Source organism: Corynebacterium mastitidis DSM 44356 (genome assembly GCF_000375365.1).
Classification (GTDB): Bacteria; Actinomycetota; Actinomycetes; order Mycobacteriales; family Mycobacteriaceae; genus Corynebacterium; species Corynebacterium mastitidis.
On sequence record NZ_AQXB01000003.1, the window covers coordinates 85006 to 98313 of the forward strand.

The following is a 13308-nucleotide window of genomic DNA, read 5'->3' on the forward strand; positions in this document are numbered from 1 at the left end:
ATTCCCCCGCACGCCCACCCGAATCACATGTCGTGGTCAAGGAGCTGAGAGAAGCATGGAGTCAGAGCAGGTTTCCTTCCGAGTGGCAAAAGACGACCTGGGCGACGCCGTCGCGTGGGTGGCCCGCAATCTGCCCACCAAGCCCGCGCAGCCGGTGCTGCGCGCCCTGGTGATCAATGCCGACGATGACGGCCTGGAACTGGCGGGCTTCGACTACGAGATCTCCACCCGCGTCCGCCTCTCTGCGGAGGTGCTCAGCCCCGGGCGCATCGCCGTGGCGGGCAAGCTGATCGCGGAGATCGTGGGCAGCCTGCCCAACAAGCAGGTGGACATGACCGTGGAGGGCGCCAAGGTCCTCATGACCTGCGGCCAGGCCCGCTTCGAGCTGCCGCTGATCCCGCTGGACGACTATCCTCAGCTCCCCACCCTGCCCGAGGTCACGGGCACCATCGATCCCCGGCTGTTCACCGAGGCGGTGACCCAGGTGGCCGCCGCGGCGGGCAAGGATGACACGGTGCCCATGCTCACCGGCGTGAACATGAAGGCCACGGGCAAGAACATGACGCTGACGGCCACCGACCGTTTCCGCCTGGCGTTGCGCACGGTGGAGTGGAATCCCGCCTCCGAGGACGTGGAGGCCAACCTGCTCATTCCCGCCAAGACCCTCCTGGATAACGCGCGCACCCTCGACGCCCACGGCACCGATCCCATCGACTTCGCCGTGGGATCGCAGGATCAGGTGGGCCGCGAGGGCCTGTTTGGCATTCACACCGATAACCGGGAGACCACCACCCGCCTGCTCGACGCGGAGTTCCCCAACGTGCAGCCGCTGCTGCCCAAGAGCCACACCGCGATGGCCCTGGTGGAGATCGCGCCTCTTCAGGAGGCGATCCGGCGCGTCTCCCTGGTCACCGACCGCAACGCGCAGATCCGCATGCAGTTCTCGGAGGGGCAGGTCATTCTGTCCGCCGGCGGCAACGATTCCGGCCACGCCGAGGAGGTGGTGCCGTGCACCTTCCAGGGTGACGAGGAGCTGCTCATCGCGTTCAACCCCGGTTACCTCAAGGACGGGCTCGCCGTGGTGAACACGCAGCGTGTGGTCTTTGGCTTCACGGAGCCCTCGCGCCCGGCGATCATGATCCCCGAGCCGGAGGAGATGCCCGAGCGCAACGAGGAGGGCGTGTTCCCCACCCCCGAGACCTACTTCACCTACCTGCTCATGCCGGTGCGGTTGCCCAACTAGGTAATCGGAAATATCGGGGAATGCCAGCGAGGATGTAGTTTCAGGGAAGGAGCGGGATGTACATCTCCGAGCTTTCCCTCCGCGATTTTCGCTCCTGGCCGGACCTTACCCTGAGCCTGCGCCCCGGTGTCACGGTGTTCGTGGGGCGCAACGGCTTTGGCAAGACCAACATCGTGGAGGCCGTGGGCTACCTCGCCCACCTGTCCTCCCACCGGGTCAACCACGATGCCCCCCTGGTCCGCGTGGGGGCGGAGAACGCCAGGATCTCCGCCACCGCCATCAACCAGGGCCGCGAGCTCACCGCGCACGTGCTCATCAGGCCGCGCGCGGCCAACCAGGCGCAGATCAACAGGACGCGGCTGAAAAGCCCCCGCGAGGTGCTGGGGGTAGTGCGCACCGTGCTGTTCGCCCCGGAGGACCTGGCGCTCGTGCGCGGCGAGCCTGCGGAGCGGCGTCGTTACCTGGACGCCATCATCGCCACCCGGTCGCCCCGGCTGGCGGGGGTCAAGGCGGACTATGACAAGGTGCTCAGGCAGCGCAACGCGCTGCTGAAGTCCGCGCAGGCCGCGCTGCGCCGGGGTTATTCCTCGAATGAGGGCGCGGCGGCCCTGGGCACGCTCGACGCCTGGGACGGCCAGTTGGCGCACCTGGGAGCCCGGGTGATCGTGGCGCGGCGGGAGCTGGTGGGTCGGCTCGACGCCGAGGTGCACGCGGCCTACGCCTCCCTGGCCCCGGAGTCCCGTCCGGCCTCCCTGGGGTACCGCTGCACCGTGCCGGTCGGGGAGGATACCGGGGAGGACGCGGAGCTGATCGAGGCCGCGATGCTCGCGGAGCTGGGCGCCAGGCGCCAGCGGGAGATCGAGCGCGGCATGTCCCTGGTGGGGCCCCACCGGGACGACGTGGAGCTGCTGCTGGGGCGGCAGCCCGCCAAGGGCTTTGCCAGCCACGGGGAGACGTGGTCCTTCGCCATCGCGCTGCGCTTCGGGGAGTTTTCCCTGCTGCGGGGCGAGGGCTCGGACCCCATCCTCATCCTGGATGACGTCTTTGCGGAGTTGGACGCCAAGCGCCGGGCCAAGCTGGTGGACCTGGCGATGGGCGCGGAGCAGGTGCTCATCACGGCGGCGGTGGACGAGGACCTCCCGGAGAACCTGGGGGAGCAGATCGTGGCCCGGCACCGCATCGAGGTGCGCGAGGGGGAAGCGCGCGCGGCCGAGGCGGGCGGCGACGCCCCACCAGAGGAGGAGCGGGTTCGGTTCTCGGTGCTCGTGGATGAGAAGGCGGGCGGCGATGAGCGATCCGATTAACCAGGCCTTCGAGGCCATGCGCGCGGCGGCCCTCAAGCGCAACGGCTCCGTGCCCAGCCTCAACCTCCAGGGCGGCGCGCGCCGCCGCGCCGCCGGCGCCCCCAGCGGGCTGGGCGACGCGCTCCGGGATGCCGGTGAGGCCGACGCGCGGGAGCGGGTGCGCGTGCCCGGCCTGACCGGGGAGGAGCCCGATGCCCGGCGGCGATCCGGATCCGCGCGGCGTCGGCGCGGCATCCCCACGGGCCCGGACGGCCGCCGGATTCCGCGCCGCCGGGACGTCGATACGCTGGGCAGCATCGTGAACCGGGAGATCCGGCAGCGCGGCTGGGCCAGGGAGATCGCGGGCGGCTGGGTCACCGGGCATTGGCAGGACCTGGTGGGGGAGAAGATCGCCGCGCACACCAGGGTGGAGATGCTCAAGGGGAGCACGCTGTTCATCTCCTGCGACTCCACCGCCTGGGCCACCAACCTGCGGATGATGCAGCGCGAGATCCTGCGCACCATCGCGGCCAAGGTGGGTCCGGACGGGATCACGGAGCTGAAGATCTTTGGCCCCAAGGCCCCCTCGTGGCGGCACGGGGCGCTGCACGTGGCGGGGCGGGGGCCGCGCGATACGTACGGATAACGGCGGCGAGCAACGGGTCTCGGCGCCCCGCAGGGGCCGCTGAGAGGGGGAACACAGGGTAACGGATAGGGGTACCGGGGTGTAGAATGGAACGGTCTAAGACCCTTTTATTACGAGGAGTGCACGTTTCACGTGGCTACCACCGAACACGAATATGGCGCCTCATCGATCACCATCCTTGAGGGCCTTGAAGCCGTACGCAAGCGGCCCGGTATGTACATCGGCTCGACGGGCTCCCGCGGCCTGCACCACCTGGTGTGGGAGGTCGTGGACAACTCCGTCGATGAGGCAATGGCAGGCTACGCCACCAAGGTGGACGTCACGCTGCTTGCCGACGGCGGCGTGCAGGTCGTCGATGACGGTCGCGGTATCCCCGTGGAGATGCACGCCTCGGGCGTGCCGACCGTCCAGGTGGTGATGACGCAGCTTCACGCGGGCGGCAAGTTCGATTCCGATTCCTACGCGGTGTCCGGTGGCCTGCACGGCGTGGGTATCTCCGTGGTCAACGCGCTGTCCACGCGCGTGGAGGCCAACATCAAGCGCGACGGCAAGCACTGGGAGCAGAACTTCACCAACGCCGTCCCGGAGGAGCTGGTTCAGGGCGGCAACGCGCGCGGCACGGGCACCTCCATCCGGTTCTGGCCGGACGCGGAGATCTTCGAGACCACCACCTTCGACTACGAGACGATCTCGCGGCGCCTGCAGGAGATGGCCTTCCTGAACAAGGGCCTCACCATCACGCTGACCGACGAGCGCGCCACCGAGGAGGAGGTGGAGCTGGAGGCCCTTGCGGAGGCGGGGGAGAACGCCACCTCCCTCGAGGAGATCGACTCCGTCGTGGAGGAGGCCAGCGAGCAGAGCGCGCCGAAGAAAAAGAAGGAAAAGAAGCGCGTCTTCCACTACCCCAACGGGCTTGAGGATTACGTCAACCACCTCAACAAGTCCAAGAGCCCCATCCACCCCTCCATCGTCTCCTTCGACGCCAAGGGCGAGGATCACGAGGTGGAGCTGGCCATGCAGTGGTCCTCCGGCTTTAACCAGTCGGTGCACACCTTTGCCAACACCATCAACACGGTGGAGGGCGGCACGCACGAGGAGGGCTTCCGCTCCGCGCTGACCTCCCTGATGAACAAGTACGCCCGCGAGCACAACATGCTCAAGAGCAAGGACAGCAACCTCACGGGCGAGGACTGCCGCGAGGGCCTGGCCGCCGTGATCTCCGTGCGCGTGGGCGATCCCCAGTTCGAGGGCCAGACCAAGACCAAGCTGGGCAACACCGAGGTGCGTTCCTTTGTGCAGCGCATGACCAACGAGCACGTGGGGCACTGGCTGGAGGCCAACCCCGCGGAGGCCAAGGCCATCGTGAACAAGGCGATCTCCTCCTCCCAGGCGCGCCTGGCCGCGCGCAGGGCGCGCGAGATGGTGCGCCGCAAGACCGCCGGGGACATGGGCGCCCTGCCCGGCAAGCTGGCGGACTGCCGCTCCAAGGACCCGCTGAAGTCCGAGTTGTACATCGTGGAGGGCGACTCCGCCGGTGGCTCCGCCAAGGGCGGACGCGACTCCATGTACCAGGCCATCCTTCCGCTGCGCGGCAAGATCCTCAACGTGGAGAAGGCCCGGCTGGATAAGGTGCTCAAGAACGCCGAGGTGCAGGCCATCATCACGGCCCTGGGCACGGGCATCCACGACGAGTTCGACATCTCCAAGCTGCGCTACCACAAGATCGTGCTCATGGCGGACGCCGACGTGGACGGCCAGCACATCGCCACCCTGCTGCTGACCCTGCTGTTCCGCTTCATGCCGGAGCTGGTCAAGGAGGGCCACGTGTACCTGGCCAACCCGCCGCTGTACAAGCTGAAGTGGCAGAAGGGAGAACCCGGCTACGCCTTCTCGGACGCGGAGCGCGACGCCCAGCTCGCCGAGGGCCTGGAGAAGGGCCGCAAGATCAACAAGGACGACGGCATCCAGCGCTACAAGGGCCTGGGCGAGATGAACCCCAGCGAGCTGTGGGAGACCACCCTGGACCCCACCACCCGCATCCTGCGCCGCGCGGACCTGCACGACGCGCAGCGCGCCGACGAGCTGTTCTCCGTGCTCATGGGCGACGACGTGGTGGCGCGCCGCTCCTTTATCACCCGCAACGCCAAGGACGTGCGCTTCCTGGACATCTAGGCTCAGGACGCCTAGGCATCCGCGCTCGGCGCGCCCGCGATCCGGGCGCGCACCTCACCGAGGAGCCCGGCGGGGTCGTCGCACTGAAACTCCACGCTGCGCACCTCGCGCTCCCCGAGGAAGAGGTCGTGCGCGGTGACCGGCTCGGAGAGCCGCAGCTTCGCGTTCACCTGGTTGAGCACGGGCAGGCGGCAGGCCCCGGCGTCGTCGATGGCGATCTTCGCGCCGTCGCCGGGGCGCTGCTGTCCCGCCGCCTCGATGGCGCGCCACGGGATGTTCAGGCTGAACCGGCTTCCCGCCCGCAGGAGCAGCCCCTCGCCCGCGATCCGGTGGGGGTTTGCCTTGAGGGAGGCGTAGAAGCCCAGCAGCACGAGGACGCCGTAGAGGCTGATAACGGCGATGACGGCGCGCCACGCGGGGCTGGGCACCAGCAGATGCACAAGGGTGGTTTCCACCGCCGTGAGCCCGGTGATCGCCCACACCACGGGCCTGAGGGCCCGGGAATATCCGTGGGTGCCGGGCGGGGCGGGGGAGAAGAGCCGCCGCAGGCTCAGCAGCATGAGGACCTCCGAGACCCAGTAGCCCAGCGCCGGGGCGGGCACCCCGTACCGGGTGGCCGTGGAGCGCACGGCGCGCGGCCAGGTGCCCAGGCCCCTCCGGGCGGAGATCAGCGCGCCGCCCAGCAGCAGGACCGCCGCGACCACCAGCGCCAGGGGCAGGAGAAAGAGCCCGGTGGCAACGCCCTGCCCGGAGAGCCTTATCCCGATCAAACCCACCTCGATCAGCACCCCGGTGACGCAGAGCGCCAGGAAGATCTTTCTCACGCGCAACCCCTTATGCTCGAAAATCGAACGCCGTGCCACCCCCATTCTAGGGGCGCCGTGCGGCGACGGTCCCGCGCGCGGGGGAGCGGATCGGGGCCGGGGGTGGTGGGCCGCCCGCGCGCCTACCATGAGGGGTACACGTGCGAAAGGGGTAGAAACGATGAGCGTAGTGCGTAAGGATTTTCCCACCGGCCTGTGGATGGGGGCCCGGCAGCGTCCGGCCTCCTCGGGCGGCACCTTCGGGGTGCACGATCCGGCCACGGAGGAAGAGGTGGCGCGCGTGGCGGACGCCACGGAGGAGGACGCCCTGGAGGCGCTGTCCCTGGCGGTGCGGGCGCAGGAGCGGTGGGCCAAGGTGCCGCCCCGGCGCAGGTCAGAGCTGCTGATGGGCGTGTTTGACCGCGTGGCCGAGCGCGCCGAGGAGTTCGCCCGGGTGATGACGCTGGAGATGGGCAAGCCGTTCGCGGAATCCCGGGGGGAGGTGGCCTACGGCAACGAGTACTTCCGGTGGTTCGCGGAGGAGGCGGTGCGCTGGCCGGGCCGCTACGCCGGGGCGCCGGGCGGCCAGGGGGACATCCTGGTCACGCGCGTGCCCGTGGGGCCGGTGCTGGCCATCACGCCCTGGAACTTTCCCCTGGCGATGGCCGCGCGCAAGATCGCCCCGGCGCTGGCGGCGGGCTGCCCGGTGATCGTCAAGCCCGCGGCGGAGACCCCGCTCACCCTGCTCCTGCTGGGCCAGGTGCTCGCAGACGCCCTGCCAGAGGAATACTCGGGCCTGGTGTCCATCCTGCCCACCAGCGACGCCGCCGCGCTGTCCACGGCGCTCATGCGGGACCCGCGCCTGCGCAAGGTCACCTTCACCGGGTCCACCGCCGTGGGCAAGCTCCTGGTGGAGCAGTCCGCGGAGAACCTGCTGCGCACCTCGATGGAGCTGGGCGGCAACGCCCCCTTCGTGGTGGCCGAGGACGCCGACCTCGACCTGGCGCTGGACTGCGCCATGCAGGCCAAGATGCGCAACGGCGGGGAGGCGTGCATCGCGGCCAATCGCTTTGTGGTGCAGGAATCCGTGGCCGAGGAGTTCACCCGGCGCCTGACCTCCAGGATGGAGGCGGTGCGCTGCGGAAACGGCATGGAGGAGGGGGTGACGCTGGGGCCGATCATCACCGAGGGTCAGCGGCGGCGGATCGCGGACCTCGTGGATCAGGCCGTGGACGAGGGCGCGCGGCTCACCACGGGCGGCCGCGTCCCGGAGGGGAGGGGGTGGTTCTATCCCGCCACGGTGCTCGCGGACGTGCCGGAGGGCGCGCGGATCCTCCGCGAGGAGATCTTCGGGCCGGTGGCCACCGTGACCACCTTCCGCGACCTCGAGGAGGCGGTGGCGCGGGCCAACGATACCCGGTTTGGCCTGGCGGCCTACGGCTTTAGCCGCAGCCTGGACACCGCCCGCTACCTGGCGCGCAACCTCCGCGCGGGGATGGTGGGGATCAACCGGGGAGCCATCTCGGATCCCGCCGCGCCCTTCGGCGGGGTGGGGCAGTCTGGCTTTGGCCGCGAGGGCGGCACCGAGGGGATCGAGGAGTACCTTGACGTCCGCTACGTGGCGCTGTAGGCGCGCCCTGTGGGCTCCGGGCGCCACGGGGGAGCCACGGGCGCCGCTATGCGATCCTAGGCGGCGTGGCGCTCCAGGATGCGGCCCAGCTCGGGGAGGGTGGGCTCGATGAGCTTGGTGGCCTTCCCGCGCAGGGCGGAGTACACGGAGGAAAGGGGGCCCGCCTTGTCCGCGTAGCGGTCCATGACCGCGAGGATGGCGTCGATGGACCGCTGGGGGTCCTGGGCGAGGTAGCGGCCAAAGTCGGGGGCTTGATCGCCCGCCGCGTGGTAGTCCTCCCACTGCGGGGTGAGGGCGTCCGCGATCTCGGGGAGGAGGAGGTTCACGCCCCGGCGCACGATGCCGGAGTCCACGGCCCGGGCGGCCTTGAGCCCCGTCTTGAGGGTCATTCCGGTGATCCCGGACTGCGCCTTAACCGTTTCTTCCGCAAAACGAGTGAGGTCGTCCACCGCCTCGCTTCGGTGGGTCTCCTCCACGATGGTGCTCAGGGGATTCATAGTTGACTCCTGATTCTCCTCTTAAAAGAAAGGCGATCCCCATTCTGGGTAAGTACATGATTGATTCTACCCATTAAGGAAATCGCAACCGTTGCGGTTCTTCCGCCACAGCAAATCACCACAACAATTAACTGCAACCACAACAATCACAACAATACCGGAGGTGCGCTCGCTGCACAAGCCTCGCGGGTGCCGTGCGGTCACGGGGAAATCGAGGCTTTGGCTCGCTAACGATTAGTCACGGTATCGCAAAGGGGGCGGGTGCGCGGTCAGGCCCTGGGCAAAGAAAAACCGCCGCGCGGGAGGCGCGGCGGCGGGGAAGGCACGGGGCTTACTTCACCACGGCGGTGAAGCGCACGGACTCGGAGGAGCCATCGGCGTACTTCACGATCACGGGGATGAAGAGCTTGGAGCCCTTCGGGGCCTCCGGGGCGGTGACGGTGACGGTGCCGTCCTCGGCCACCTCCACGGTCCAGTCGGTGCCCTCGGTGCTCGGGGCGATGAACCGGGTGCCCTCGGGGACGGTGCCGCCCAGCTTGGCCTCCACGGACTTGCCGGGCTCGACCTCCACGTCCTCGTAGGCGGGCTCGTAGTCGGCGGAGTCGGCCATCGCATTCTCCGGGGCGCTCACGGTGGCGTGGAACACCACGTAGTCCACGGCGCCGTCGGCGTAGTTCACCTTCACGGGAACCCACACGGCGGTGCCGCGCTTGGCGTCGGTGGCCTTGGCGGTCAGCTCGCCGGTCTCGGAGTCGAGGGAGAAGTCCAGGCCCGCGTAGGACTCGTGGATCAGCTCGAAGGTGGTGCCGTCCAGCTCGCCGCCCTTGGCCACGATGGGGGCCTTGGCCTCGCCGCCGAAGGGAACCTCAAAGTCCTCGTAGCTCAGCTCCAGGTTCTTGCTGGGGGAGTCCTCGCCGGCCGCGGCCTTCACCGGCACCTTGTACTCCTTGGTGGAGCCGTCGGGGAACACGGCGATGAGCCCCATCTTCCAGGTGCGGCCCACCTTGGCGTCCTTGGGCACGGTGGCGGTGACCACGCCCTTCTCGTCCACCTTGAAGGTCCAGCCGTCCGAGTTCTTCTCGTTCATCACGAACTCGGTGCCCTCGGGCAGGGTGCCCTCCACGGTGGGCTCCACGGTGCCGGACTCGCCGGGGGCGATCTCGGTGAACTCCTCGGGGTACGTCAGGGTCACGCCGTCGGAGGGGGAGGTCTCGCCCTTGACCACGGTGGCCTTCACGTCGATCTGGGTGTAGCCCTTGGAGGTGCGCACCAGGATCGGGAGGGTGAGGGAGGAACCGGGGCGGCGGCTGGCCTCGGCCTTGATGGTGAGCTTGCCGGTCTTCTCGTCCACCTTGTAGTCCCAGCCCTGCACGGTCTCCGTGGGGGCGATGAACCTGGCGGTGCTGGCGGGGGTGCCCTGGACCTCGAACTCCTGCTCGGAGTCCCAGGGAATCTCCACCTCGTTGTTCTTGCCGTAGCTCAGGGTGCTCGCGGCGGCGTCGGTGGCGTAGGTGGTCACCTTGGGGGTCTCGGCGGCCTCGTCCTCGGCGGCCTCCTCGGTCACGGCCTCGGCGGCCTCCCCGGTGGACTCGTCCAGGATCTCCACGTCGGTGTTCTCGACGACGGCCTCGGGGGCCTCGTCCTCGGCGAGGGCCAGGGGCGTGGCAAAGGTGGAGCCGGCCAGGGCCAGGGAGATGGCCGCTGCGGAAACGCGCTTGCGCATGTAGTTCTTCCTTTGATTTAGGTAGAAGGGTCCGGAAAATATACTTGTGAAAATAGTAAACGTCTACCTTGGTCTTGTCACCCCGACATACGGCGTCCGGCTGCCGCCGCTGAGCGGACGTCGGACGATTAAGTATTGAGATCGTACAAAATATCGCTCGTCACATGGGAAAACACATCGTTGTGATGCGTGAGGGGGCGCAGCGCCCGGACGTGCTCGCGGAGCGTCTTTGTCATGTGAATCACATCGCGGTGCAGGGGAACGCCGTGCAGGCGGGCGTGCGTGACGGCGGCGCAGGCGGCCAGCGCGGGGTAGCTGCGGATGCGGGCGTCGGTGCGCTCGCACACCGCGTCCGCGACGATCACCATCTGCTCCAGGCTCAGTCCCCTCATGGGCATCAGGGGCCTCATGAGCGCAGCCGACGGCGCGCGTCGAGGTACTCGGGCAGGGCGGCGCGGGCCAATTGGTTCACGCGGGCGTCGTCGAGCGTGCGCGTGGCGGCGGCGAGGATGGCGCGCACGGCCGCCTCCTGCTTGCTGCACGAGTGGGCGCGGGCGAGCAGGGTGAGGGCGCGATCCTGCTCCTCGGTGAGTCTCAGCGTCATGGCCACGGTATCAGGATGATACCGAATGGGCGCCCGGAATGGGCGCAGGAGGCGCTCAGGGCACTAAACTAGGCGGGGAATGATTCCGCCGAAGAAAAGGTGAGTATGAGCGACGACAACAACGGGTCCGGCAACGACCTGTTCGATCGCGTCCACCCCATCGACATCAACGAGGAGATGCAGTCGAGCTACATCGACTACGCGATGTCGGTGATCGTGGGGCGCGCCCTGCCCGAGGTGCGCGACGGGCTCAAGCCCGTGCACCGCCGCATCCTCTACGCGATGTTCGACTCCGGGTACCGCCCGGACCGCGGGTACGTGAAGTCCGCGCGCCCGGTGTCCGACGCGATGGGCCAGTTCCACCCGCACGGCGATAGCGCCATCTACGACACCCTGGTGCGCCTGGCCCAGGACTGGAACATGCGCTACCCGCTGGTGGACGGCCAGGGTAACTTCGGCTCGCGCGGTAACGACGGCCCCGCCGCCATGCGTTACACGGAGTGCCGCCTCACGCCGCTGGCGATGGAGATGGTGCGGGACATCCGCGAGAACGCCGTGGACTTCTCCCCGAACTATGACGGCAAGACGATGGAGCCGGACGTGCTGCCCTCGCGCGTGCCCAACCTCCTGATGAACGGCTCCGGCGGCATCGCCGTGGGCATGGCCACCAACATCCCCCCGCACAACCTCAACGAGCTGGCCGAGGCCATCTACTGGCTGCTGGACAACCCGGAGGCGGAGGAGAAGGAGGCCCTGGAGGCGTGCATGAGCTACGTCAAGGGGCCGGACTTCCCCACCTCCGGGCTGATCGTGGGCGACCAGGGGATCAAGGACGCCTACACCACGGGGCGCGGCTCCATCCGCATGCGCGGCGTGACCAGCATCGAGGAGCAGGGCAACCGCCAGACCATCGTGATCACCGAGCTGCCCTACCAGGTCAACCCGGATAACCTGGTGGCGAGCATCGCGGAGCAGGTGGCCAACGGCAAGCTCGCGGGCATCTCCAAGATCGACGACGAGACCTCCGATCGCGTGGGCCTGCGCATCGTGATCACCCTCAAGCGCGACGCCGTGCCGCGCGTGGTGCTCAACAACCTGTACAAGCACTCCCAGTTGCAGACGAACTTCGGCGCGAACATGCTCTCCATCGTGGACGGTGTGCCGCGCACCCTGCGCCTGGATCAGATGCTGCGCAACTACGTGGCGCACCAGATCGACGTCATCGTGCGGCGCACGCAGTTCCGCCTGAACAAGGCGGAGGAGCGCGCCCACATCCTGCGCGGCCTGGTCAAGGCGCTCGACATGTTGGATGAGGTCATCGCCCTGATCCGCCGGTCCGCCACCGTGGACATCGCGCGCACCGGCCTGATGGACCTGCTCGACGTGGACGAGGTGCAGTCCGACCACATCCTGGCCCTGCCGCTGCGCCGCCTGGCCGCCCTGGAGCGCCAGAAGATCGTGGACGAGCTGGAGGAGGTGGAGGCGGAGATCGCGGATCTGAAGGACATCCTCGCCTCCCCGCAGCGCCAGCGCAGCATCGTGCGCGACGAGCTGGCGGAGATCGTGGATAAGTACGGCGACGAGCGCCGCACCCAGATCGTGGCCGCCTCCGGCGACGTCTCCGAGGAGGACCTGATCGCCCGGGAGAACGTGGTGGTCACCATCACCTCCACCGGCTACGCCAAGCGCACCAAGGTGGACGCCTACAAGTCCCAAAAGCGCGGCGGCAAGGGCGTGCGCGGGGCCGAGCTGAAGTCCGACGACGTGGTGCGCCACTTCTTCGTGTGCTCCACCCACGACTGGATCCTCTTCTTCACCAACTTCGGGCGCGTGTACCGCCTCAAGGCCTACGAGCTGCCGGAGACCTCCCGCACCGCGCGCGGCCAGCACGTGGCCAACCTGCTGGAGTTCCAGCCGGAGGAGCGCATCGCGCAGGTGATCCAGATCCAGTCCTACGAGGACGCCCCCTTCCTGGTGCTCGCCACCGCCCAGGGCCGGGTGAAGAAGTCCCGGCTGGAGGACTACGAGACCAACCGCTCCGGCGGGCTCATCGCCATCAACCTCGCGGAGGACGACCGCCTCATCGGCGCGGCCCTGTGCGCGGAGGACAGCGAGCTGCTGCTCGTCTCCGAGGAGGGGCAGGCCATCCGCTTCACCGCGGACGACGAGCAGCTCCGCCCGATGGGCCGCGCCACCGCCGGCGTGAAGGGCATGCGCTTCCGGGGCGAGGACCAGCTCCTGGCCATGTGCGTGGTGCGCGACGGCGGCTACCTGCTGGTGGCCACCTCGGGCGGCTACGGCAAGCGCACCCCCATCGAGGAGTACAACTCCCAGGGTCGCGGCGGCGTGGGCGTGGTGACCTTCAAGTACACGCCCAAGCGCGGCAAGCTCATCGGCGCGATGACCGTGGACGACGACGACGAGATCTTTGCCATCACCTCCGTGGGCGGCGTGATCCGCACCGAGGTGGCCCAGATCCGGCCCTCCTCCCGCGCCACCATGGGCGTTCGCCTGGTGAACCTGGAGAAGGACGTGGAGCTCCTGGCCATCGACCGCAACGTGGAGGGCGAGGGCGAGGAGGAGGCCACCGCCGTGGCCACCGGGAAGGTGGACGGCCCGGCGGGCAAGGAGGCCCCGGCCCAGACCATTCCCGGGGTAGAATCTGACGCAACCTCCGCAGACCCGGCCACCGACGGCGACGACTAAA

The 13308-nt window shown here is 68.7% G+C and carries 11 protein-coding genes; 6 read left to right on the forward strand and 5 right to left on the reverse strand.

The genetic code is table 11. From position 1 onward, the window contains the following. Positions 1-55: 55 nt before the first annotated feature. The 4 genes from dnaN (at position 56) to gyrB (ending at position 5344) form a co-directional block, all read left to right on the forward strand. Positions 56-1243 carry a DNA polymerase III subunit beta gene (dnaN, locus tag B140_RS0104435; protein ID WP_018118149.1) on the forward strand — a complete coding sequence of 396 codons (1188 nt, stop codon included), beginning with the start codon at positions 56-58 and terminating at the stop codon, positions 1241-1243. A gap of 56 nt (positions 1244-1299) precedes the next feature. Beyond that, positions 1300-2547 carry a DNA replication/repair protein RecF gene (gene recF / locus B140_RS0104440; protein WP_018118150.1) on the forward strand — a complete coding sequence of 416 codons (1248 nt, stop codon included), beginning with the start codon at positions 1300-1302 and terminating at the stop codon, positions 2545-2547. Further along, positions 2531-3172, forward strand: a complete 642-nt coding sequence (locus B140_RS0104445; protein WP_018118151.1) for a DciA family protein — start codon at positions 2531-2533, stop codon at positions 3170-3172. Before recF ends, B140_RS0104445 begins: the two co-directional genes overlap by 17 nt. A gap of 132 nt (positions 3173-3304) precedes the next feature. Then, positions 3305-5344 (forward strand): DNA topoisomerase (ATP-hydrolyzing) subunit B, encoded by a 2040-nt coding sequence (gene gyrB, locus B140_RS0104450; protein ID WP_026165993.1) that lies wholly within the window; start codon positions 3305-3307, stop codon positions 5342-5344. An 11-nt stretch (positions 5345-5355) separates the two neighbouring features. Here gyrB and B140_RS0104455 read toward each other — a convergent pair whose 3' ends face one another. Next, entirely contained in the window at positions 5356-6168 is an 813-nt protein-coding gene (locus B140_RS0104455) for a hypothetical protein (RefSeq protein ID WP_018118153.1), read from the reverse strand. A 160-nt stretch (positions 6169-6328) separates the two neighbouring features. On the opposite strand from B140_RS0104455, the gene B140_RS0104460 reads away from it, so the two are divergent. Next, entirely contained in the window at positions 6329-7777 is a 1449-nt protein-coding gene (locus B140_RS0104460) for an NAD-dependent succinate-semialdehyde dehydrogenase (protein WP_040426039.1), read from the forward strand. A gap of 56 nt (positions 7778-7833) precedes the next feature. On the opposite strand, the gene B140_RS0104465 is transcribed toward B140_RS0104460, so the two are convergent. From B140_RS0104465 to B140_RS0104480, 4 genes are all read right to left on the reverse strand, one after another. Continuing rightward, positions 7834-8274 (reverse strand): DUF6918 family protein, encoded by a 441-nt coding sequence (locus B140_RS0104465; protein ID WP_018118155.1) that lies wholly within the window; start codon positions 8272-8274, stop codon positions 7834-7836. A gap of 331 nt (positions 8275-8605) precedes the next feature. Continuing rightward, complete coding sequence (locus tag B140_RS0104470) at positions 8606-9997, reverse strand: YPDG domain-containing protein (protein ID WP_018118156.1); 1392 nt, start codon at positions 9995-9997, stop codon at positions 8606-8608. Between the two features lie 128 nt (positions 9998-10125). Continuing rightward, the gene (locus B140_RS0104475; protein ID WP_026165994.1) at positions 10126-10389 is read right to left on the reverse strand and encodes a hypothetical protein; all 264 of its coding nucleotides are present in this window, start codon (positions 10387-10389) and stop codon (positions 10126-10128) included. Positions 10390-10403: 14 nt separating this feature from the next. Further along, the gene (locus tag B140_RS0104480; protein WP_018118158.1) at positions 10404-10601 is read right to left on the reverse strand and encodes a hypothetical protein; all 198 of its coding nucleotides are present in this window, start codon (positions 10599-10601) and stop codon (positions 10404-10406) included. A 105-nt stretch (positions 10602-10706) separates the two neighbouring features. Between B140_RS0104480 and gyrA the strand changes: the two genes are divergently transcribed. Next, positions 10707-13307, forward strand: coding sequence for a DNA gyrase subunit A (gene gyrA / locus B140_RS11965; RefSeq protein WP_018118159.1), 2601 nt, complete (start codon positions 10707-10709; stop codon positions 13305-13307). The last annotated feature ends 1 nt before the right edge of the window (position 13308 follow it).